We start from the raw sequence: 24,009 nt of genomic DNA on the forward strand, positions 1-24,009 counted from the left end.
GGAGATTAAAAAGAAATAAATTTCAAAAGGATGGATTGAAATTTTTTATAAATTTGCAAGCAAAATAGTTGCATATGTAAGTTGAATCTACCTCATCAAATAATGCGTATGATACCATGTACCTCAAAAACATTTGTAATATCACTTTGTTTCAGCTTGTTCTTATCTTCTGCGAAAGCGCAGTCGCAAGGGCAGACCTGATGGATGCCTCCCGATACGGTCTTGAAAGTGGAATCCCCTACAGAATCACAAGATCGTTTGTCCGGTTTGACCGACCGGATTACCGAACAAGATATGAACAAAACTCCGATGGCCAACCCCATTGAGGCCATTAGCGGCCGCGTTGCCGGTCTGGCCGTCCAAAAGGGCGACAACGCACGAGCTTCGTTGCAAGCCGTACGATTGCGCGGCACCACCTCGCTGATTACCGGAAACGACCCTTTGATTATTGTAGATGGTGTTTTTGGCGATTTGCAGATGCTCAATTCGGTCTATCCTTCCGATATTGAGAGCTTCACCATTTTGAAAGATGCGTCTGAAACGGCACAGTACGGTTCGCGGGGAGCTTCGGGGGTGATACAGATTACCACCAAGAAAGGTGTCGGCAGTAAGATGCACGTGAGCTATTCGGGGAGTTGTGGCATGACTTTTGCCTATAAGAGGCTCGGAATGCTTTCCGCCGGCCGATATCGGGAAACGGTGAATGCCCTCGGTATCGACGCCCTTGATAAAGGATTCGATACCGATTTTCAGAAGGAGATCGAACAAGTCGGATTCCGACAAAACCACCATGTGGCTTTTAACGGTGGGTCAACCGGTTCCAACTACCGGATTGCTCTGGGGTATATCGACCGCGAGGGAGTGATTAAGGGGGAACGATTGAAGAACTTCTTTTCCAATATGAATATGTCGCAGAAAGTGTTCGGCGACAAGGTGATCACCTACCTTGGAATGTTCGCCTCCATTCGCAATAATAGTGTGATACCGGACGAACAGAAATTGTTCTACTCTGCAGCCTCTTTTAATCCCACCTTTCCGAATCATCGCAATCCCAATACCGGTTCGTGGGAACAGACAACTACTGCGAACCAGATTACTCACCCGCTGGCATGGATAGAGGTGAACGACGATGAGTCGAACTCTCATATCAGTACGCATGCCTTGTTGGAGTTTACTCCCGATAACCGGTTTACGGTGAAAATGTTCGGTTCTTATTCCCACAACGTGATCGAACACGGGCAGTTTTTTCCTACTTATGTATGGGCGCACGGACAAGCGTATCGCTCTACCCGAAAAAGCGAAGCTCTCGTGGGGAATATCACCTGCAACTATAAGGAAAGCGTAGGGAAACATTCCGTCAATCTGCTGGCACTTGCCGAGCTGCAACGGGAGACGGAATCGGGGTATGAGGTTACCGTTACCGATTTCAATACGAACGATTTCGGTTACCACAACCTACAAGGAGGAGCTACGCGACTGTGGGAGGGAACGACATCGTTTTACGATCGGCCGTCGCTCGCATCGTTTATGGGAAAGATGGACTATGCCTTCGACCATCGCTATTCCATCACGGCAACGATTCGCGCAGATGGATCTTCCAAGTTTGGTGCACGTCATCGATGGGGAGTGTTCCCATCGGTATCGGTAGCATGGATGGCCGGAAAGGAGGCTTTTATGCGGAATTTTCCTGTTGTCAATGACTTGAAGCTGCGCGCAGGATATGGTCTCGCCGGAAACCAGAGTGGTATCTCTTCGTATGCTACCCGTACTATGTTGTCGCCCGATGGGGTCGCTCCTATAGGAGATTTGTCTTCGGTAACCCTTTCCACAATGAAGAACATCAATCCTGATTTGAAATGGGAGGTGAAACGAACGTTCGATGCCGGAGTGGATATTGCCCTCTTCGAAAACCGCCTCTATTTCTCGGCAGGATATTACCGGTCCACGATATCAGATATGCTCTATTTGTATCATGTCGCTGTTCCTCCCTTTATCCATCATACTTTGCTCGCCAATATCGGGTCGATGCGCAACAGTGGAACCGAAATATCGCTCGGAGTGATTCCTCTCCGGACTGCGGAGTCGCAACTCTCCGTCAATCTCAATGCTACCTTTCAGCAGAACAAGCTGCTGTCGTTGAGCGGCTATTACAACGGCGAGATCATCTCCGCTCCCAAATATCGCAGCATCGCTTCATTGAACGGTGCGGGATTTCACGGGGGTTATAACCATGTGGTATATCAGGTTGTCGGACAACCGCTGGGCGTTTTTTACTTGCCCAAATCTACGGGGCTGGTGTCGGATGGCAAAGGAGGGTATACATATGGTGTGGCTGATCTGAACGGTGGCGGGGTCAGTCTTGAAGATGGAGAAGACCGTTACATCGCCGGACAGGCAATGCCCAAGCTACTGATCGGATCGAATGTAGGGTTCCGCTTCCGCAGGTGCGATCTTTCAATACAACTCAACGGTGCTTTCGGACACAAGATATATAACGGAACAGCCTTGACTTATATGAATATGAATGCTTTCCCCGGTTATAATGTGATGAATGAGGCGCCTTCGCGCTGCATCAAAGATCAGACGGCTACCGACTACTGGTTAGAGCGGGGGGATTATCTGAATGTGGATTATATTGCTTTCGGATGGAATGTGCCTCTTACCGGTACTTATGTGAACTCATTGCGCCTTTCCGTCATGGTCGATAATGTTTTCACCTTTACCGGATACTCTGGATTGACGCCAATGATCAATCATTCGGTCGTTTCATCCACCCTCGGTCTGGATGATAAACGTGGATATCCGCCTGCCCGCACTTTTTCTGTAGGATTCAACGTGACGTTTTAACGGTTTCGTAAAATAGAAAGTAAAACATTAAAGTTAAACAGATGAATTGCAAATATATTACTTGGTTTTTATTTTCAGCAGGGATACTACTGCTTACCGCGTGTGCCGATTTTCTGCAGGAGCAACCCAAAGACAGGCTTCCCGATACCGGAACGTTTAATGATATGCAGGAGCTTTACCTGAACGGCGTCGCTTCGCTCTATAATTACATGGGCGGTTATTCCGACAGTCAGGGACTTCAGGGTACCGGTCGAGGAGTGTATGACTTGAATACTTTCACGACCGACGAAGCGATGATGCCCACCCGCGGCGGCGACTGGTTCGATGGTGGGTTCTGGCAGGGATTGTATCTCCACAAATGGGGTACGGACAACGATGCCATCCGGGCAACCTGGGAATATCTGTATAAGGTGGTCGGCCTGGCCAATCTCTCGCTGGCGAAAATGGACGCGTTTCAACAAGCGCATCCCGATGCCGACCTGGCTGCCTATCGCGCCGAAGTGAGGGCGTTGCGAGCTCTGTTCTATTACCATCTGATGGATCTGTTTGGCCGTATGCCGTTGGTACTTTCTCCCGCTCCCTCAACGAAAGAGATCGTGCAGCAACCGCGCAGTAAGAGTTATGCGTTTATCGTCGATGAGTTGCTCTCTGCCCTGCCGCTGTTGCCGGAAGTTCCCAGCAACCGACATGGTTCCTATTATGGACGCATTACCCGTCCTGTTGTATTTTTTCTGCTGGCCAAACTGGCACTCAACGCGGAGATATATAGCGATGATGATTGGACGGATAAGACTCGTCCCGAAGGGAAAGCAATCTATTTTAATTGGGGAGGAAAACAATTGAATGCATGGGAAGCAACGATTGCCTGGTGCGACTCCCTTACCGCAATGGGATATACCTTGTCGGACGATTATGCGGAAAATTTTGCCGTTTTCAATGAAAACTCCTCTGAAAATATTTTTGTGATACCAATGAACAAATATCTCTATACTAATCAGATGATCTATCTGTTCCGCTCGCGGCACTACAACCATGCGGCCGCCTACGGATTGGGCGGTGAAAACGGTGCCTGCGCCACGCTCGAAACACTCCATACGTTCGGTTATGGTACGGCGGAGGCGGATCCTCGTTTCGACTACTGTTTCTATGCGGATACGGTCTATGATTTGAGCGGACGCCCGGTTCGTCTCGATAACGGCGAAACGTTGGTCTATTATCCCGATAAGGTGGCGTTGGACGTAACCGATACGCCCTACGAAAAAAACGCCGGAGCGCGGATGAAAAAATATGCAGTGGATAAGACTGCAACTAAGGATGGCAAACTGATGGAAAACGATATCGTTTTGTTTCGGTATGCTGATGTCTTGCTGATGAAGAGCGAGGCGCTTGTTCGCAACGGACAAAACGGTGATACGGAGCTGAATCGGGTGCGGGAACGGGTGAAAGCACCCCATCGGACGGCAACCTTGCAACATATTCTGGATGAGAGGTTGTTGGAGCTTGTGTGGGAAGGATGGCGGAGACAGGATCTGGTGCGCTTCGGCCTGTTTACACGCGCCTATAGCTATCGACCACCCCTTGAAAAGGAAGCCAACGGATACACCACGGTCTTTCCAATCCCGGAAAAAATTCGGTCACTCAATAAAAATTTGCTTCAAAATCCGGGATATTGAGAAGCAAATTTTTTGATTGTCGTTCGAGATTTTACCGGAAGAAATAATACTTTCGCCGTCCTATTGCAGTCGCGCTATACTTAGGACATCGTACCGAGAAGCGCTGGGGGCTTTCGGCCGCACCATAATCGGATAGGAGGTAAATGCTAAGCATCAATGCGGATATTTTCTTGTATAGGAGGTCGTAATAAGTCACACCCATTTGCTCTATTAATTCTTTGTTTTTCTTCGACAGGACTCTTCATTGGGGGAATTGATGGGCAAATCCAGTATATTCATAGCTCGAATTATCATATTATTAATGATGTAAGCGTGATGAACTGTAAAATGCTTTTTTAAGATTTTCGCTAAATCTATTGGATCGGTAAACCCCAAGCCTCCGGATGAGAGTCCTCCCAAATGTATGTCGGGTGAGACAATGATTGCTTTCTTTCCCGACCGTGCTACTTCTACGCCGGCATTTACAGCAGCCGATGTACCTCCATAAATGATTACGTCGGACTGATGTGTTATATGCGTTAATGATTCTGCGTATAAATCTAAAGCCGTCTCCACCAGTAGACTGCATATAGCTCCGATTTGTCTCACCGTTTTTCTTGTATGGTTACTTCCAAAACTTGTTTGTCTTTCAGCAGTTGCTCCCTTAATAAAGCATAATCTATATCCTGAACAGCTTTTCCCGAATCAATGGCCTGACAGGCTGCTGTTGCAGCCGATTGTCCGAGAACCATGAATACGGGCTCCATGCGAATCGAACCAAACGCAATGTGTGTAGAACTTACGCATACGGGAACAAGTAAATTCCGGCATTCGCTCCGTTTAGGCACAATAGAGCGGTAGCTGATCGGATAAGGAGCGGAAACAGGCGCTTCCACATTCCCTTCATTCTGCACGAATCCATTGGCATCCACATATCGCTGCACATGATGCGAATCCATCCCGTATGCTCCCATCCCGACCGGGTCGTCAACGATTTCGATGCGTTCACAGTTTTTCTGCGTCATTACATAATCGCTTTTCATGCGCCTTGCCTCTCTGATATAGAGTTGTTGCTGCCATCCGTTACTGTCTTTCTCGTATTCATCTTTGCAGGTGCCCCATTTCGAAACTTCGTTCCTTATATGCGGCGGGATGCGTGGATGAAAAGCTAATGTCCACATCAATCCCTGCTGGTAATCACGGTGAGCTTGTATAATCTTTTCGCGCTCCTCATAATCGGCTTTGGGATAAGCATAGTTTTGTCCGATAAAATCGGTTGAAAAACCTCTCCGGTTATTGGTGTCTGTTTTTCTGTTCGGCATCGGTGAATTAATCCAGGGTATCTGATTCGCTTCTGATCCGCCAGCCACCTCATAATTTCGGAATAACAGCTCGTAATTTAGCTCGTTGTAGTTGTCCGGTTTTTGAAAAGGAATTTTGTTCTCCGGATGGTCTGTAAGTGTCATGCGGAAACAATACGCTTGTATCTTGCGATCGCCGTGCCCATCGATTCCCGGACGCCCTCCTTCGGTGATATACGGGAGCAGGCCGCTGGTCGGATCACCTTTCACGATATACGGATCAACCCCATCGGAAAAGTTATGATTATATCCGTTTGTTGAAACAGTCCAACTCAACGTGTTGTTGATCCGGTTGGCTTGCACGCCATTTAGCGTTTCTCCGTACGTCTCGTTCGCTTCCCGTCCGATGCTGTAAGAAACTCCGGCAGTAGCCATCAAGTCCCCTTCGTATGTAGCATCGATAAACATTTTGCCGGTATATTTTGACCCGTCCTCCATTTCAATCGAAAGAATCCGGTCGTTCTGTTTTTTTACCCCTGTTTTCCGATTCAGTCTCTGGCTGTGAACAAGGGTTATCTTTTCATCGTTCAGCATCTTTTGATACACGCTCAGTGCTGCGGAAGGTTCAAACGTCCACATGGCCTCTTCATCCCTTTCGGTTCTCGTTTGTCCGGAATCCATATATTCTTCTTTTTTCTGCCATTTCCAGTTATCGGGATGATCGTAGTATTGACGGATATTTCGGTAAAATTCTCGGGCAATGCCTCCTACTACTTGTTTATTCCCGATATCAGTCTGTCCCAGTCCTCCTGTGGTTAATCCGCCGATGCGGCGTGTCGGCTCGATGAGTATGACGGATTTTCCCATTCTCGATACCTGAATAGCCGAAGCAATCCCGGCAGAGGTCCCACCGTAAATAACTACATCGTAAGTTCTGTCCTTCCCGGAAATCGATGATAAATTTGGATTTATAAAGGTCAGGCAGGCTAGTAAATACGCTATTTTTTCTTTAAATATCATGATGCTTATTTTTATCAGGTTCATACAGGCAGATTACGGAGAAATGAATTCTTCGCAACCTGTGCCTGTATGGAAAACGATCATTCCCAGTTCGGGTTTTGTGTCAGATTCGGATTCGTCTTTCTTTCGATATAAGGGATAGGCCAGAGATAATCTTTATCTGCTTTAAACACACGCTTGTCAACGGTCCGCATGGAGGTGTTCGGATGATTTACATCGGAGGCGATCGGAATTCCGACTACCTGATAATTCGGAGTTCCCCACTGATCAATGGCAGGCGCTTTAAGCGGATAAGATTTCTGCATTCTGCCCAATACGAATCCATTCATTACGTTTTCAGCGATTCTCCACCGCCTGATGTCGGAAAGTCTTTGTCCTTCGCCGGCTAATTCATGCCTTCGTTCTCTTGCGATTGCATAAAAAAGCTCGTCGGCTTTCATTTGGGTTATAACCGGCATACCGACACGCTTCCTGATTTTATTCAACGCTTCGTAGACGGACGGGTCAACTTGACCGGCTTTCACTTTGGCCTCGGCATACGTTAATAAAACTTCTGCATAGCGAATAACGATAACATTATTATCACAGTTGTTGACATCGCCATAGTTGGCGTCATTCACGTATTTGCGCCAGTTGATACCGGTAAAAGACGCATAGGCATTCAGGGCATCCTGATTATCGACGTAAGAATGTGGAGAGGTATGGTAGTTCCAGCATTTAATACTGTCACGGTGCGTTTCGTATTGAAAACCTTGGAAAATACAACCTGGCTCATTCTTCCAGTTCGAATAACCCGAAGACGGAAGGGCAAACGTCCATGCCAGACGCGGGTCACGATTGTCCCAAGGTTTGGCCGGATTATACAACGGAGACTGATCGATCGGAAGTCCATCCCTACACTCGTACGAGTCTACGAGTTGATATGAAGGGACTTTATTGGCATGCCCGCCTCCGTTTCGGCTGCCGAAAAGTCTGAAAATAGGATGTACCTGATAGCCCACCAGGTATTGGATAGAAAAAAGAATTTCTTTCGAATCTTGTCCTTCATAAGTGAACAGTTTGGGGAAATTCGGCTCAAGTATCACTTCCGTTCCTTCTAATTTCATTACCTCTGCTGCTGCGGCAATGGCTACATCCCACTTCCCATTATAAAGGGCGATCCTTGCTTTCAGGGCAAGAGCTGCCTGACGAGAAGGACGGCCCGAAGTCGGTTTATTACGTGTTGTAAGGATTGCTGCGGCATCGTCGAAGTCTTTAAAAATTTGATTTAATACTTCTTCTTTCGGTGAACGGGATACTTGAGCTTCGTTCAGTGAGAGTGTTTCCAGAATTAACGGTACATCGCCGTAAAGATCGATCAAGTAAGAATAATAGTAAGCTCGCAGAAATTTAGCCTGTGCTTGTGCCTGCGCGATAAAATCAGGATCCACTCCTTTGGTCTGATTCGTTTTATTGATCAGATAATTACATCGGCTTATCCCACTATAACAAGTACTCCATACTGTTCTGACAAATGAGCTTTGAGCATCGTTGGCGCCTTGTGATAACTTCTGTACATCATTTGTATTACGATCCCATCCATTGTCTGATAACTCTTCAAAAGCCAGGAAGAAGGCCATCCCTTCCCATCCTGTCCACAGATTGGTATAGCATCCTGCTATGGCCATCTCAATTTCTTTTTTGTTTGCCAGAAAGGTTTTATCCGAAGGAGAATCTAACGGTGCCTTATCCAGAAAGTCACTGCACGACAAACATAACCCTATTGTTATTATGAAATATAAAATCTTTTTCATTGCATAAATGATTAAAAATTAAAACTTAAAACTTTACATCGATTCCGAATGTAGTTGTACGCATAATGGGATAGAAGTTCCCATAACCGTGCAGTATCGGCGATTCGACATCAAAATATTTCCAGAATTTAGAAATAGTAAATACATTATCGGTACTTATATAAAGTCTTAAATCCGATAGTCCTATTTTGGACGCGTATTGTCTGGGGATTGTGTAGCCTAACTGGATATTTTTCAAACGCAGATAAGACGCATCTTTCAACCAAAAAGAAGAATTTTGTTGGTTGTTGCTGTTATTGAATGCTAATCTGGGAAATTGGGCATTTCTATTTTCGGGTGTCCAGTAATCTTTACCGATTTCAGGCATCGATCCCCCTTCGTAGAATGAACCGATCGAATGGCCCCAGACATAACCGTCGGCTTTGCCAACACCTTGAAACATAATATTAAGATCGATACCTTTATACTCTCCGTATAAGTTCAAGCCGAACGTATAACGAGGAATCGTACTGCCAAGAATGACAAGATCTGAGGTGTTGATCACTCCGTCAGCCGCATCCGGAACTCCGTCGTTATTCGTATCAACCGTTAATTGATCTTTATACTTGATATCTCCCGGTCCGAAATTGCCCATTTGTGTTGCTCCTTTATACTTCCCTGCGGCATCATAGTCTTCGGGAACAATGTAACCGATGGCTTCATATCCGTAAATTGATCCCATGGGATAGCCTTCGCGATTCACGGTAAGCCATGTTTCATTGATTCCCTTTAAATCAAGAATCTTATTTTTGACATCTGAAAGATTGAAGGCTGCTCTGAAGTGGAAATCCCCCCAATGGTCTTTATAAGTTGCGCCGATTTCCCATCCTCTATTTTCAAGCCTCCCTGCATTTTGAGAAGGGGCGGATAGTCCAATAATTAACGGAATATCAAGAGTTAACAGGATGTCTTTAGTTTCCCTGTAATAATACTCTGCCGTAACATCTAATTTTTTAAATAAATTAAACTCTACGGCAATATTACTCATCGTCGTTGTTTCCCAGCTTATTTGAGAATTAGCCATTGTCGTGATGGAAGCCCCTGAAACGATGTTTTTATCAAAAATATAGTTTGTTCCTAAGCCGACAATCGACTGTGCCGGATAGAATCCGTTCAGCGTATTTTGGTTGCCCAGCTGTCCCCAAGATGCGCGAAGTTTGACGTTGGGGGCAATATCCCTTAGACTATCCCAAAATCGTTCTTCACTGATCCGCCATCCTCCCGAAACGGATGGAAACATACCCCACCTGTATCCTTCTGCAAAACGGGAAGAACCATCATATCGCAAATTAGCTTCAAACAGATATTTCCCTTTGAAGTCGTAATTGATTCTTCCGAAGAAAGCCTGTAGAGCGTAATCGGAAGCCGAGCCTCTCGATTTTTGATTTTCTGCCCCGCCCGCATTTAAGACCGGATAATCCGGAAACGGAAATACTTCTCGGTAGCCGGAGTGCCATTTATTCCAAAAAGACTCCTGCTGGTATCCGGCCATTAATTTAATATGGTGGTCATTAAATAACGTTTGCGTATAGGTGGCACGTCCGCTCAAGAGATTACGCAGGCTGCGGCCTGTGATTTCGGTCAGCGTAGATTTCGATTGACTCTGAGGATCCGGAGTGCCGTCGTTGAGATATAATTGTACCCGCTTGTTCCAATCTTTGGTATGGTCTTCCCAGTAGTTTAGTGCATATTGTGCTTGCAGTTCAACGTTCTCTAAAGGCTTAAACAGTGCGGAAAAGTTCATCACTGCCGATGGGTCTGTTCGAGAAATGACTCCTCCATCTTTGTAATAAGCAACCGGATTAATACCCGACCATCCGGGACCATAACGCCCATCAGCCAAGTATGCCGCCTGATTCGCCGGGATTCGTCCGACAAAGTTAAAACCCGAACTCAGCTTCGATGGCTCAGCTGCCTCTGCATAAAGAAACGAGATGTCAGAACTGAGGGTCAATTTCGGTGATATCTGATAGTCGTTGTTCGACCTCAGCGAATATCGTTTGAAGTTTGTGTGCTCCGTAATCCCATTCTGTGATAAATAACCGGCTTGTGTAAGAGATCTGAGAAGCGGGGTGCCCAGACTGACTGTGATGATATGGCTCGTCATTAAACCATTATTGGTCGCAGTAGCATCGAACCAATCCACATCCGGATAATTCGGGTCTCGTCTGGCAACTCCTGCTTCGTATTCTTTGATGTATTCTTCAGAATACTCCGGAGTCATGCCCACAGCACGCTTGGCAATAGAGATATACTTCATAAAATCTACCGCTCCTACATATTTGGGCACATTCGTAGGAGTACCTTTGGCTACATAGCCGTTATAAGAAACATACACCTTTCCTTTTTCGGCGCGTTTCGTTGTGATAAGAATGACGCCATTGGCTGCACGATTACCATAAATGGCTGAAGATGCTGCGTCTTTAAGAATGGATATCGACTCGATACTCTCTGGATTGATAGAGTTGATGCTCGATTCTACACCGTCGATCAGCACCAAAGGGTCATTATTTCCAATAGTCGTGTTACCACGAAGGCGGATAATCCCCCCGTCTCCCCCAGGCTTCCCGCTGCGTTGAATTACAGTTAATCCCGGAACTAATCCTTGTAAGGCCAAAGATGTTTGAGCTACGGTACGTTTATCCATTTCTGCTAATGATACACTCGATACGGCTCCGGTCAAGTTTACTTTCTTTTGTGTTCCGTATCCTACCACCACGACTTCTTCGAGGGTTTGCATATCTTCCGAAAGGGTGATATGAAACACCGACTGACCGTTTATCGGGATTTCGCGCGTATGATAGCCGATAAAAGATACAACCAATACGGTTTTTTCAGCAACCTCTAACGCGAATTTACCTTCCGCGTCGGTGATCGTGCCGTTCGCGGGGTTTGCTTTCTCGATGATATTGGCTCCAATAATTGGCTCGCCCTGTATGTCCGATACTTTTCCCGTGATGCGTTTTGCGGGTTGTGGAGCCGCAACGGCATCGGAAGGCGGCGTGTTGTCTTTGTACAATACGATATGTTTGTCGTTAATCGTATAATTCACGTTTTGTCCGGCAAACATCTCATCAAGCACATCGGTTATCAGACGATTTTTGACATGGACGGAGATTTTCCTTGCGGCTTCGATCTGGGTCGAGTTATACGTGAAATAAAAATCGCTTTTCCGTTCGATTACGGAAAGGACCTCTCGTACGGTTGCGTCTTTCATCTCTAACGATAGCCGTACCGACTGCGAATACGAAAGATTCGCCATGGTCTGTAATGTGCCGAGTAGCCAAAAAAGTACTATACATCTCATGATTATCAGACTTTTTCCGGGCCATGAAGTTGTTATTGGTTCATCGCCCGTGTTGTTTTTCGTATAAAAGTTCATACATTTGTAATTGATTAATGAATAATATTTTGCTTGTCAACAATGTTATTGAATGAATCGGAACCGGAGATGTTGCCGCATTTCCGGTTTCTTTTTACGCTTTCGTTTTTCTCATAGGCATTTCATTTTTTTATGGTTATCATTTCGATGACTCCATCGTTCCGTTTCTTGTAATCTAACTGTCGCGTTTCTTTCAGGAGAGACAAGACTCGCTCCAGCGAATCCGTTTCACGGAAATGGCAGGTGTATGTGTCATCGGCCGACAATGGATTGCATATCCGTATCCGCACGCCGAAACGACGCTCCAGACTTTTAGCGATCTCTGACAGCGGTTGTTCTACGAAATACAGTTCGCCGTGTATCCATGAGCGGGTCAGTTCCGCATCTACATGTTCGGTCAGCACCCATCCTTCTTGCTCGGAATACGAGACTTGCTCGTTGGGCTTCAACATCACCCGATAGTCCGCCTCAACCGACGAGACTTGTACGCTTCCTTCCGCCAGCGTAACTACGGCCCTCTCTTCCGGATAAGTTTTCATACAGAATTTCGTCCCTTTCACTTCAACGTACATCCGATCGGATTGTACCACAAAGGGCTTGTCGGCATCATGGGCGACCTCGAAGAAGGCTTCTCCGATCAGCGATACCGGTCGGCTCTCTTTGCCAAATGTCGACGGGTAGGACAACGTACTTCCCGCATTCAGCCAGACTTTTGTTCCATCTGAAAGGAGTAGTGAGACACGCTGTCCGACAGGCACTTCGATGGTGTTCATAGCGAGGGGGAGCGTCCTGCTCCGTAACAAATCATATCCGTTTACGGCCAATAATGCCGCAAGCAGAATCGCGGCTGCATACCTCACGAAAGTGGAAATCTTCCATCGTTTCTCTTTGGTGTTGGGTGACGGACTCCGGTTTATCCCCGATAGGAAACGGCGATACGATCGTTTAATCTCCTGTTCGTCCGAAAAACGCAGCTCATCCTTCAGACTCCACAAGTGCTCCATTTCATATAGCCAGTCGGCATGAGCGGGATCAGCCGCAACCCACCGGTCAATGCTCTTGAGCTCTTCGGCCGAGCATTGCTTCATCAGAAACCGCACCAACAGTTGTTCGTTCATCATTTGTTTTTTTAGGCTTGTAAAAAGAAGACAATCGAACGACTCCGGACTACGTGCTCCAAAACGCCAAAAAAATCAAAACATGTTGTAAAACATATACAGTGTAGTCAGTACATGTCGCAGTTTGCTACGGAGAAAAGTCAGCGCCGCGTGGATATGGCCTTCGACTGTACGTGGAGAGATTTTCATCATGGCAGCTACTTCTTTATGACTCATATTTCGGTAATAACATAACCGAAAAGCTTCGGCGCGTTTGGGGGGCAGTTTTTTTACAGCCAGATCAATCGTTTCGAGCAAATCCTCGTTTATTAACCGACGCAGCAGGTCATTCGTCTCCAGCTGACGCTCCCAGTAGGTTTTACGTGCTTCGGCCAAGCGCATCTGTTCTTCGTATGCTTCGACGACCGTCTGATGACGCAGCCAGTTCAGACAGTCATTTTGCAACCACTTGAACAGAAATGAATAAATGTTGTCCGCTTGTATCAGATGCTTTCGTTCCCAATACGAAGTGAAAACATCCTGTGTCAGGTCTTCGGCCGTTTCTTCGTCAACAAACCGGCATGCCAGCGCCTTGAGTTTCGGGTAGAGAAAGGCGAAAAAATCGCGGAAGGCATCGGGGTCTCCCTGCCGTACTTTTTCGATATCGATTTTCGGCCTTTGTGTTTTCATGGTATATCATAGAAGCCTATCTTTCGGTCTATTTCTTTGGAGGATAGTCGATGTTGTAGTGTAACCCCCGGCTCTCCTGGCGTTCCATCGCTTGGCGCATAATGAGATACCCTACATTGATCATGTTTCGCAGTTCGCAGATGTCGCGTGAGGCAACGGAGCGTTTGAAAAGGCTTTCCGTCTCTTCGTAAAGAATATCGAGTCGTGTCCATGCTCTCTTCAAGCGCAGGTTGGAGCGGACAATCCCGACATAGGTCGACATGATCTGCCCCACTTCCTTCAGGTTCTGTGTAATCAAGACCATCTCTTCAGGCGAGCGGACGCCCTCGTCATTCCAGTCCGGGATATTTTCCTGATAATCGAGCGATGCGATCCGTTCGACGGAATGTTTCGCCGCCGCGTCGGCATAGACGACGGCCTCGATCAGAGAGTTGGATGCGAGACGATTGCCTCCGTGCAGGCCGGTGCAGGCGCACTCTCCTACCGCATACAACCGTGCGATGGAAGAACAGGCATTCTGATCTACCTGAATACCGCCGCAGAGGTAATGGGCTGCCGGAGCTACCGGAATATATTCTTGGGTGATGTCGATGCCCAGTCCTTTACATCGTTCGTAGATGTTCGGAAAATGCTTTTTCGTGGCTTCCGCGTCCTTGTGGGTCACATCAAGATAGACATGCTCGTCGCCACGGTTTTTCATTTCGTTGTCGATCGCGCGCGCTACGATGTCGCGCGGGGCGAGCGACAGACGCGCGTCGTAACGTTCCATAAATTCTTTTCCGTCGAGGGTACGCAGGACGGCACCGTAGCCGCGCATGGCCTCCGTGATCAGGAATGACGGGCGATCGCCCGGATGATAGAAGGCCGTCGGGTGGAACTGTACGAACTCCATATCCTTGACCGTGCCTTTCGCACGGTAGACCATCGCGATGCCGTCGCCCGTGGCTACGAGCGGGTTCGTCGTGGTCTGATAGACCGCGCCGATGCCTCCCGTAGCCATCAGCGTCACTTTCGACAGGAAGGTGTCGATCCGTCCCGTAGCCATATCCATGATATAGGCGCCGTAACAGGCGATGTCCGGCGTCTGGCGTGTCACCGTCGCGCCCAGATGGTGCTGTGTCAGAATCTCGATCGCGAAATGATGTTCGTAGACCGTAATGTTCGGATGACGTTTGACTGCGCGGATCAGGCTGGCTTGAATCTCCGCTCCGGTACTGTCTTTATGGTGGAGAATGCGCGACTCCGAATGGCCTCCCTCTTTGTGCAGATCGAAATTTCCTTTTTCATCTTTGTCGAAATCCACACCCCAACTGATCAGCTCTTCGATTTGTGCGGGCGCCTCACGTACCACCTTTTCGACGGCCGAACGGTCGCTCATGAAATCGCCTGCAATCATCGTATCTTCGATGTGTTTCTCAAAATTATCGACCAGCAGGTTCGTCACCGACGCCACCCCGCCCTGAGCGAAAAACGTATTCGTCTCTTCCAGACCGGACTTACATACCAGAGCCACCTTGCCTCTCGGAGCTACTTTCAGCGCAAAGCTCATACCGGCTATTCCGGCGCCGATCACCAAAAAATCATGTTTCTTTACCATCATTACATAAGGTTTTCGACCGACAAAGGTAAGAAACTGTTTCGATTTTTACCGTTTGTTTTTCATCCTTTCAAGGGAAGTTTCTCAAGATGGTTTCTTTCGATGGACGTGTTTAAAAATAGCGCGGTGTCGATTTCGGGACAGGCGAGGGAGACGTTATTAAGAACGGAATTACTACCTTTGTCCGCACAGAGACAAGAGGAAGAAGGTGAAAACAGATGGAGAACGAGCTTTTTGAAGGATATATCGGCGTAGGTTTCGATTATGGCCGACATATACACGACATCCTATTCGTGATGATGCTCGTGCTTATTTCGATCTTCTCGGTCATTTTTCGCATATTCTATCCGCTTATCCGAAAGATGATCCGGAGTCTGCTGTCTGTCAGAGAACGGCAGAACTTGTTTGAGACCTCTATGAAAAAAAATCTTTTTTTCAAGGCTTTCATGAAGTTTCAGATGTTGTTTTTGTGCACGATTTTCTTCTATTTGCTCATTTTGAGGGGCGGGTACGTACAACTCAACGATTTCGGACCGGCCCTCCTGCTGATGGGAAGTCTTCTCGTGGCGGTCTATGCATACTACCTGATTAAACAGGGCATCTATGCGCTCTATGGACAGGTGTTTAGCAAAGAAGAGAAGTATAGTCTTTGGCGAAACGGCTATCACTCGCTGTCTTATATATGGGGCACGTTGCTTTATTTCCCCACGTTCTGGTTGCTCTTTGACCGGCAACATACTCCTTATATTTTGATGCTTTACCTGGCGCTTTATGTCCTCTATCGTATTGTTTTTGCTTACACAACTATTCGTATCTTTTATAATAAAAATACAGGGTTTTTATTTTTAAGTTCGTACCTTTGCGCCCAAGAAATTATACCCTTGTTATTCGTTTACGAAGGATTGAATTATTTGCATAACAATATTGATACAAGTACTTTATGGCATTGAGTATTAAGAAACTTCTGGTCTCGCAACCTAAACCCACGTCGGAAAAATCGCCTTACTTCGACATTGCTGAAAAATATGGAGTCGACATTGATTTTCGCCCGTTTATCAAAGTAGAGCCATTGACAGCAAAAGAGTTCAGACAACAACGAGTCGCGATACTCGATTACAGCGCAGTGATTTTTACGGCACGTACAGCCATCGATCATTTCTTCCGTCTCTGCAAAGAGATGAGAATCACGGTTCCGGAAACGATGAAATATTTTTGCATGACCGAAACGATTGCCGTTTATCTGCAAAAATACATTATTTATCGCAAACGCAAGGTCTTCTATGGCCAAAGCGGTAAGATGGACGATTTAATAACCATCATCGGCAAGCACTCCAAAGAAAAATATTTGTTGCCCGTCTCCGATATTCATAAAGACGATTTGACGGCTGTGCTCGATACGAAGAAGATTGCTTATAAAACGGCTGTTATGTATCGAACCGTCAGCAACGAATTCGACAAAGATGAAAAGTTCGATTACGATATGCTCGTGTTCTTCAGTCCTTCGGGGATTACGTCGCTGATGAAGAATTTCCCGAAGTTCAAACAGAAGAATATCCGTATCGGGTGTTTTGGGCCGACGACTGCCAAAGCCGCTGTTGATGCCGGACTTCGACTCGATGTTGAAGCGCCGACCCCCGAAGCTCCTTCCATGACTGCCGCACTCGAACAATATCTGAAGAAGGAACTGGGTAACGGCAAGAAGAATGCAAGTCGCTGAAAAAAAGCGATTCCTGAAAAACGAACGTCTGACGCTGCGAAACGACATCGAGCGTCTCTTTGAGAAAGGACAGACGTTTATGGCATATCCCTTGAGGATCGTATACGTGTCGGGCATAGCGCAGGATGCTGCCGTGTCCGGCATGTCTGTTTTGGTGGGTGTGCCTAAAAAGCGCATCCGGCACGCCACGGCGCGCAACCGCATAAAACGCCTGATACGCGAAGCATACCGTCTGAACAAAGGCGATCTTCCTCACGTTTGCAGGCAATCCGGAAAATACGTACACGTCGCGTTTATGTATATCGGCAACGAGGTATGTACGTATGCGGATGTGGAAAAAGGCGTAAAGAAAGCGCTCCATCATCTCCGTCAAAAAGAAACGTGATCCGACGCCTGTTAACGCATCTGCTGCTTCTTCCGGTCTATTTTTACCGGTATTGCATCTCGCCGCTGACACCGAGCAGTTGCCGCTACACGCCTACCTGCTCCGAGTATGCCGTGCAGGTGCTTAAAAAATACGGACCGTTCAAAGGGCTGTGGCTGACACTGAAGCGTATTTCCCGTTGTCACCCTTGGGGAGGAAGCGGATACGACCCGGTACCTTAGTCGCCCAGATATTTTCGTGATGAAATATTTCGACATCCATACGCATCGAATGGCTCAAGAGTCGGGCGTGGAGGCTGTTGTCAGCCTTGATTTACGGGCTCCATTCGAGCTGCAACCTGATCGGTTCTACGCAGCCGGTATCCATCCCTGGTATGCCGATTACAGGCAGTGGGAGGTCTTGAAGGAGTGGATAGCGCATCCCCGGATTGTTCTCGTTGGCGAAGCGGGGTTAGATCGGCTCACCCTCACATCTCCCGATATCCAGGAAGAACTTTTCGTCCGGCAGATAGAATTGGCGGAAGAGGCAGGCAAGCCTCTTATCATTCATTGTGTCAAGGCATGGGACGAGTTGCTGCGCATCCGTCGCATCACACGTCCTGTTATGCCGTGGATTATCCATGGGTTCCGTGGCAGAAAGCAATTAGCCGAACAGCTCTTGGATGCCGGTCTTTACCTCTCTTTCGGAATGCGTTACAATGCCGAGGCGCTCCACACGGCGTGGAATGCCCGGCGGCTTCTGCTCGAAACGGACGACAGCCCCATCGACATCGGCAGCCTCTACCGGAGCGTCGCCGAAGAACTCGAAATCACGGAAGAGATGCTTTCTCAAACGATCGAAGGTCTTTTCGGTGCTTTGACAAGCCCCGGAGTGCCGTAACATGGGTCGGCTTGTATAGGTATGGCCATGTGTCATAACGGATTTTACATCTTTCTTATATACATTTGGATAGGTGCCTGACGAAGCGTTTCGAGTTCGGGGCATCTTTCCCTCTGGCCCGTTATCATATGAATGTAACATCCCTTTCATCTTTGTATAATACGCTTCGTGCAATTTTGCGGTGCGAAAACAACAATAAAAAGGATCGGATATGTTTTTAATGTCTTTTATTCAAATAAAAAATAAAAATAATCATGCGAAATGCGATGGGTTTGCATGAAAAAAATATATCTTCGCCGTGTTTTATGAATAATTTTAAAAATGGAATGCCAATGAAAAAAGAAAAGTGAAACAGGGAGAGACCGATTCTCCAACATGAAAAATGCGTTTTTATTAATCATTTTATGATGTATCATGGAAAATTATACAAAGTACAAACATTTTATTTCAAGTTTATGTATTGCAGGGGCGATGATGATCCCCTCTGTTGATTTTTATGCTGCGTCTCTTGCATCCTCCCGGAGTAATGAGGCGGTGATGCAGCAGGCGGCGATAACGGTCTCCGGGACGGTACGTGATGAGACCGGCGAGCCGGTGATCGGGGCTAATGTGGTGGAACAGGGTACTACGAACGGTACGAGCACCGATGTGGAGGGGCGTTTCTCGATCCGGATACCCTCCGATGCCGTGTTGGAAGTCTCGTTTATCGGGTATGTGTCGCAAACCGTTGCCGTAAAGGGGCGGACTTTGCTGAATATCGTGTTGAAGGAAGACGCGCAGGGATTGGAAGAAGTCGTGGTGGTTGGCTATGGCACGCAACGACGCATCAACCTTACCGGTGCCGTGGAGCAGGTGACAAGCGAAGTCTTTGACAATCGTCCGATGACGAATGTGACGCAAGGCTTGCAGGGTGCCGTTCCGAACCTGAACATCACGCTGGCCGACGGTAAGCCGATGCGTAGCTCGAGTTTTAATGTGCGCGGTACGACTTCGATCGGGCAGGGAGGCGCGGCGCTCGTGCTGATCGATGGCGTTGAGGGCGATCCGGCGATGCTTAATCCGAACGATATCGCCAGCGTTTCCGTCTTGAAAGATGCGGCTTCGGCAGCCATTTATGGGGCGCGCGGCGCTTTCGGCGTGGTGCTTATCACGACGAAGAATCCGAACAGGGAACGTACATCCGTTACTTATTCGGGCAACTTCTCCGTCAAGTCGCCGACTGTGGTGCCTGATATGGTGACCGATACCTACGAGTATGCCACGCGATTTGTCGAAGCCTATTCGGCATGGTATGACTATGCCCGGATGCCTTCGAAATTCCACAAAGCCGTGAAATATACGGACGATTGGTATAAAGAGATGGCCAAGCGCCGTCCCGGATCGGGCGCGCCCGAAGTAGAAACGGATGCTGCCGGGAATTATCTGTACTATGCGAATACGGACTGGTATGACCTCTTGTATAAAAAGCAGTTCTATGCACAGGATCACAACGTGACGGTACAGGGCGGAAACGACAAAGCGGATTTTATGGTGTCGGGGCATTACTACGGACAGGACGGACTGTTCCGTTACAACAGCGACGATTACAGCATCATGAACGTCCGGGCGAAAGGATCGGCCCAGATATTCAAGTGGCTGAAGGTCGAGAACAACATGGAATTTTCGCAGATGGCGTACCATAATCCGCTGACGGTGGCTGACGGAAACGTCTGGTACGGTCTGGAGAGCGAAGCGGAGCCGATGAGCCCGCTACTCAATCCGGATGGAACCCTGACGATGGCGGCGGCCTATAGCGTCGGCGATTTTTATTACGGTAAGAACGCGACGGATTACGACAACCGCATCTTGCGTAACACCACTTCGTTTACGGCTTCTTTCTTCGATAACGCGCTACGTGTCAAGGGCGATCTGACGTACCGAAACACCGATAACACCAGCAAGACGAAGCGTGTGCCCGTACCCTACAGCTCGAAGCAGGGCGTTATTTCGTACCTCGGCTCGTCGACGAACGACTATCAAAAAGTGCATTCGACGAAGAAGTATCTCGCGGCCAACATTTATGCCGAATACGAGAAGAAGTGGTACGACGTTCATTACCTGAAAGGCATGCTCGGTTACAATTACGAGCAATCTGTTTACAATTCATTGTACACAAGACGAAACGGGCTGATCTTCGAAGATGCCGACAATATGAACATGGCTAACGGCGAGGGTATCACACTCTCCAGCGACTACGAGAAATGGCGCATCGCAGGCGGGTTCTTCCGTTTCAACTATGCTTTCAGAGACCGTTACCTCCTCGAGGTGAACGGACGGCTCGACGGTTCGTCGAAGTTTCCCACCGACCAGCAATGGGGCTTCTTCCCCTCCGTCTCGGCCGGGTGGAGGCTCTCGGAAGAGTCGTTCTGGAAGGTGAATAAAAAAGCCCTTTCCGATGTGAAGCTGCGCGTTTCGTACGGCTCGCTGGGCAACGGTAATATCCGCTCGTATGCGTATCGCGAGCTGTTCCATATCTACCGTATGTCGCGCCTGATCGAAGGGAAGCTCAATCAGGCCACTTCGCATCCGTCCATCATCCCGAACGAGTTGACATGGGAAACGGCTACGACGGCCAACGCCGGGCTGGACTTCAGTCTGCTCGACGGCCGGATGCGCTTCTCGGGCGATTACTATGTGCGCAAGACGAAAGATATGTACACCGTCGGTACCACGCTTCCCGCCGTGTTCGGCGCCGCTACGCCGAAAGGCAACTACGCCGATATGACGACCCGTGGATGGGAGCTGACCCTCAACTGGAACGACCGCCTGACGCTTGCCGGCAAACCGTTCTCGTACGATGTGCGTCTGACGCTCGCCGATTATTCCTCGACCATCGACCGGTACAACAATCAACAGAAGCATCTTTCGGATTATTATGAAGGTATGACCGTCGGCGAGGTGTGGGGCTACGTCACGGAAGGGTTCTTTACGTCGGAAGCGGATGTCAAGTCGCATGCCGACCAGTCGCTTTACTATGCGTCGAACTCGAAGAAATGGTTACCCGGTGATATCAAGTTTAAGGATTTGAACGAGGACGGGGTCATTAATTACGGCACGAACAAAGTCGATGATCCCGGCGACCGCAAGGTGATCGGTAACACGACGCCGCGTTATACGTACAGCATCAACCTCGGTGCCGACTGGAACGGAGTTTTCGTTTCCGCCTTCTTTCAGGGCGTAGGCAAGCAGGACTGGTGGCCCGGCACCGACAATGCCCTGTTCTGGGGACAATACAACCGTCCGTACAACAACATCCCCCGTTCGATGATCGGCGAAATCTGGTCCGAAGAGAATCCGAACACGTATTTCCCGCGTTATCGCGGATATACAGCGTTGCAGGGCACGCGTGAGTTGTCCGTCGTACAGACGCGTTATTTGCAGAATGTCGCTTATCTGCGCCTGAAGAATGTGCAAGTGGGATATAACTTCCCCAAACGTCTGACCGAGAAAGTCAGGATGCAACAGGCAAGGATTTATCTCTCGGCCGAGAATCTCTGGACCTGGTCGCCCCTTTACAAACACACGAAAAACTTCGACGTGGCTACGATTTACGGCGAAGATACCGAGGCAAAGAGTATGGTCGATACGGGTGGAGGCACAAACTCCATCATTCAGGGGGGCGGCAAGTCATACAGCTATCCGGTACTCAAAAGCGTAAGTGTAGGTTTATCTGTCACCTTTTAAAATAAACGAACGATGAAAAAAATAACAATATATACGATCATGTGTTCGCTCGCCTTCTTGTGGGCGTGCGATATGGAAGAACTTCCGAAGGCGACCGTTTCGAAAGAGCCGGTGTTTCGGACGGAAACGGGTTTGAAAATGTACACGAACTCGTTCTATCATGAATTACCCGCGTATACGGCGCGTAACACCACTTCGTACTACATTGCTACGAACGAAGTTGTCAAATATCTGACCGAAAACGGATTTAGTGCCGAAGAGAGCTCCGGATGGCATTGGGGTACGTTGCGCAACATCAACTACTTTATTGTCAACTGCAACAGTCCCGCTGTGCCGGTACGCACCCGCAATCATTACCTCGGCATCGCGCGTTTCTTCCGGGCATATTTCTACTTCGGAATGATGCAGCGCTTCGGCGATCTGCCGTGGATCAACCGGCCGCTCGAAGTGAACGACGAGCGTTTATACGCCGGCCGCGACAGCCGTACGCTGATAGTCGACTCCATCAAGGCCGATCTCGATTTTGCTATCGCCCACATCCTCAAGGAGCGTGACGAGACGTGTTCCACCATCACGCGAACGGTCGCCGCGGCGTTCAAGTCGCGCGTCTGTCTGTGGGAGGGTACCTTCCGCAAGTATCATACCGAGGCGGGTTTGACGGCATCGGCCGGGGCGTGGCTCAAGGAAGCCGAAGAAGCGGCGCGCCTCGTGATGAAGGCCGGGTATCGTGTCTATACGGCCGACGGCGTAGAGCGCTCCTACCGCAAGCTCTTTGTGACGCAAAAACCCGTGTCCGACGAGGTGCTCTATGCCGTTACCTTCGATGGTAAACTGGGTGTCGCACATTCCGGCAACCGTGTTTGGACGTCGGTGACCTTCGGCGTATGCCCCAGCCTGACGCGCGCTTTCGTCCACACGTATCTGATGCGCGACGGGACGCCTTTCACGGCCAGAGCCGATTACCGAACGACGTCTTTCGTCGAAGAGTGTAAGGATCGCGATACCCGTTTGGCACAGACGATTCGCACGCCCGGGTTCACGCGCATCAGCGGAGGCGAGGCGGTGCCGACCGCGCCCGACTATGCCTATGCCATCACCGGATACCATACGTGCAAGTTTACGCTCGACGATACGCAGTACGACAATGTCGATATCTGCGACAACAACGTGCCCCTGTTCCGCTATGCCGAGGTATTGCTCAACTATGCCGAAGCCAAAGCCGAGCTGGGAACGCTCACTGACGAGGATTGGAAAACGACCGTCGGGGCGTTGCGCGCCCGTGCCGGTATCACCGGAGGACTCGACAAGAAACCGACCGTGCCCGATCCGTACCTGCAAAGTCGCTTCTTTCCCTCCGTCTCGAATCCGGAGATACTCGAGATACGCCGCGAACGCGCCATCGAGCTTTCGTTCGAAGGCTTCTCGTGGGCCGACATTTGCCGCTGGAAGGCCGGCGAGGCCGCCACGAAAGTGTGGGACGGCATTTATATCCCGGAGCTCGATGTGCCTTACGACATGAATGGCGACGGCAAACTCGACGTATGCTTCACGCTCGACCGCAAGCCCCAGAAAGTGCCCGGCGTATATTACCTCTACGTCGGGAAAACGCTCGAAAACGGAGCCAACAACAACACGCAGCTTGCCGACGACGGACATACGCTCGTCTTCATGAAAGATCAGAAACGCACATGGAACGATAAACTCTATTTCTATCCCATCCCTGCCAACGATCTGGTGATGAATCCGAACCTGAAGCAGAACCCGGGCTGGTAATCTTTCCCGGCCCCCACCCGCGATGGGTGCAAAGGGCGGAAACTGAGTATCCGGCGTTCAAACAGCTGTTTTTGCCCTGGAAACTGAGTATCCGGCATTCAAACAGCTGTTTTT

General features: G+C 48.6%; 16 protein-coding genes. 9 read left to right on the forward strand and 7 right to left on the reverse strand.

The window, feature by feature from the left end; genetic code table 11:
* Positions 1–204 precede the first annotated feature (204 nt).
* Both Q4A89_RS03760 and Q4A89_RS03765 read left to right on the forward strand, forming a co-directional pair.
* Entirely contained in the window at positions 205–2,847 is a 2,643-nt protein-coding gene (locus Q4A89_RS03760) for a SusC/RagA family TonB-linked outer membrane protein (RefSeq protein ID WP_303183895.1), read from the forward strand.
* Positions 2,848–2,888: 41 nt separating this feature from the next.
* On the forward strand, positions 2,889–4,520 hold the full coding sequence (locus Q4A89_RS03765) for a RagB/SusD family nutrient uptake outer membrane protein (RefSeq protein WP_303183896.1): 1,632 nt from the start codon (positions 2,889–2,891) through the stop codon (positions 4,518–4,520).
* A 210-nt stretch (positions 4,521–4,730) separates the two neighbouring features.
* On the opposite strand, the gene Q4A89_RS11695 is transcribed toward Q4A89_RS03765, so the two are convergent.
* From Q4A89_RS11695 to nadB, 7 genes are all read right to left on the reverse strand, one after another.
* Positions 4,731–5,108 (reverse strand): FAD-dependent oxidoreductase, encoded by a 378-nt coding sequence (locus Q4A89_RS11695; RefSeq protein WP_368389493.1) that lies wholly within the window; start codon positions 5,106–5,108, stop codon positions 4,731–4,733.
* Positions 5,105–6,820, reverse strand: a complete 1,716-nt coding sequence (locus tag Q4A89_RS03770; protein WP_303183898.1) for an FAD-dependent oxidoreductase — start codon at positions 6,818–6,820, stop codon at positions 5,105–5,107. The genes Q4A89_RS11695 and Q4A89_RS03770 overlap by 4 nt, the downstream gene beginning before the upstream one ends.
* 80 nt (positions 6,821–6,900) lie before the next feature.
* The gene (locus tag Q4A89_RS03775) at positions 6,901–8,613 is read right to left on the reverse strand and encodes a RagB/SusD family nutrient uptake outer membrane protein (RefSeq protein ID WP_303183899.1); all 1,713 of its coding nucleotides are present in this window, start codon (positions 8,611–8,613) and stop codon (positions 6,901–6,903) included.
* 25 nt (positions 8,614–8,638) lie between these two features.
* The gene (locus tag Q4A89_RS03780; RefSeq protein ID WP_303183901.1) at positions 8,639–11,959 is read right to left on the reverse strand and encodes a TonB-dependent receptor; all 3,321 of its coding nucleotides are present in this window, start codon (positions 11,957–11,959) and stop codon (positions 8,639–8,641) included.
* Between the two features lie 197 nt (positions 11,960–12,156).
* Positions 12,157–13,155, reverse strand: coding sequence for a FecR family protein (locus Q4A89_RS03785; RefSeq protein ID WP_303183903.1), 999 nt, complete (start codon positions 13,153–13,155; stop codon positions 12,157–12,159).
* 72 nt (positions 13,156–13,227) lie between these two features.
* Positions 13,228–13,821: an RNA polymerase sigma-70 factor gene (locus Q4A89_RS03790; protein WP_303183904.1), complete on the reverse strand. Its 594-nt coding sequence runs from the start codon at positions 13,819–13,821 to the stop codon at positions 13,228–13,230.
* A gap of 28 nt (positions 13,822–13,849) precedes the next feature.
* Positions 13,850–15,418, reverse strand: a complete 1,569-nt coding sequence (nadB, locus tag Q4A89_RS03795; protein WP_303183915.1) for an L-aspartate oxidase — start codon at positions 15,416–15,418, stop codon at positions 13,850–13,852.
* Positions 15,419–15,636: 218 nt separating this feature from the next.
* Here nadB and Q4A89_RS03800 point away from each other — a divergent pair, with 218 nt between their 5' ends.
* The 7 genes from Q4A89_RS03800 to Q4A89_RS03830 all read left to right on the forward strand — a co-directional run bounded on the left by Q4A89_RS03800 (position 15,637) and on the right by Q4A89_RS03830 (position 23,895).
* Positions 15,637–16,368: a DUF4271 domain-containing protein gene (locus Q4A89_RS03800; RefSeq protein ID WP_303183906.1), complete on the forward strand. Its 732-nt coding sequence runs from the start codon at positions 15,637–15,639 to the stop codon at positions 16,366–16,368.
* Positions 16,365–17,135, forward strand: coding sequence for a uroporphyrinogen-III synthase (locus Q4A89_RS03805; protein WP_303183917.1), 771 nt, complete (start codon positions 16,365–16,367; stop codon positions 17,133–17,135). The genes Q4A89_RS03800 and Q4A89_RS03805 overlap by 4 nt, the downstream gene beginning before the upstream one ends.
* The gene (gene rnpA / locus Q4A89_RS03810) at positions 17,122–17,520 is read left to right on the forward strand and encodes a ribonuclease P protein component (protein WP_303183908.1); all 399 of its coding nucleotides are present in this window, start codon (positions 17,122–17,124) and stop codon (positions 17,518–17,520) included. Before Q4A89_RS03805 ends, rnpA begins: the two co-directional genes overlap by 14 nt.
* Positions 17,520–17,741: a membrane protein insertion efficiency factor YidD gene (yidD, locus tag Q4A89_RS03815; RefSeq protein ID WP_303183919.1), complete on the forward strand. Its 222-nt coding sequence runs from the start codon at positions 17,520–17,522 to the stop codon at positions 17,739–17,741. The genes rnpA and yidD overlap by 1 nt, the downstream gene beginning before the upstream one ends.
* 19 nt (positions 17,742–17,760) lie before the next feature.
* Positions 17,761–18,399 carry a TatD family hydrolase gene (locus Q4A89_RS03820; RefSeq protein WP_303183910.1) on the forward strand — a complete coding sequence of 213 codons (639 nt, stop codon included), beginning with the start codon at positions 17,761–17,763 and terminating at the stop codon, positions 18,397–18,399.
* A 414-nt stretch (positions 18,400–18,813) separates the two neighbouring features.
* Entirely contained in the window at positions 18,814–22,122 is a 3,309-nt protein-coding gene (locus Q4A89_RS03825) for a TonB-dependent receptor (RefSeq protein ID WP_303183912.1), read from the forward strand.
* 12 nt (positions 22,123–22,134) lie between these two features.
* The gene (locus Q4A89_RS03830) at positions 22,135–23,895 is read left to right on the forward strand and encodes a RagB/SusD family nutrient uptake outer membrane protein (protein WP_303183913.1); all 1,761 of its coding nucleotides are present in this window, start codon (positions 22,135–22,137) and stop codon (positions 23,893–23,895) included.
* Positions 23,896–24,009: the final 114 nt, after the last annotated feature.

This window comes from Tannerella sp. (assembly GCF_030528505.1).
Lineage (GTDB): Bacteria > Bacteroidota > Bacteroidia > Bacteroidales > Tannerellaceae > Tannerella.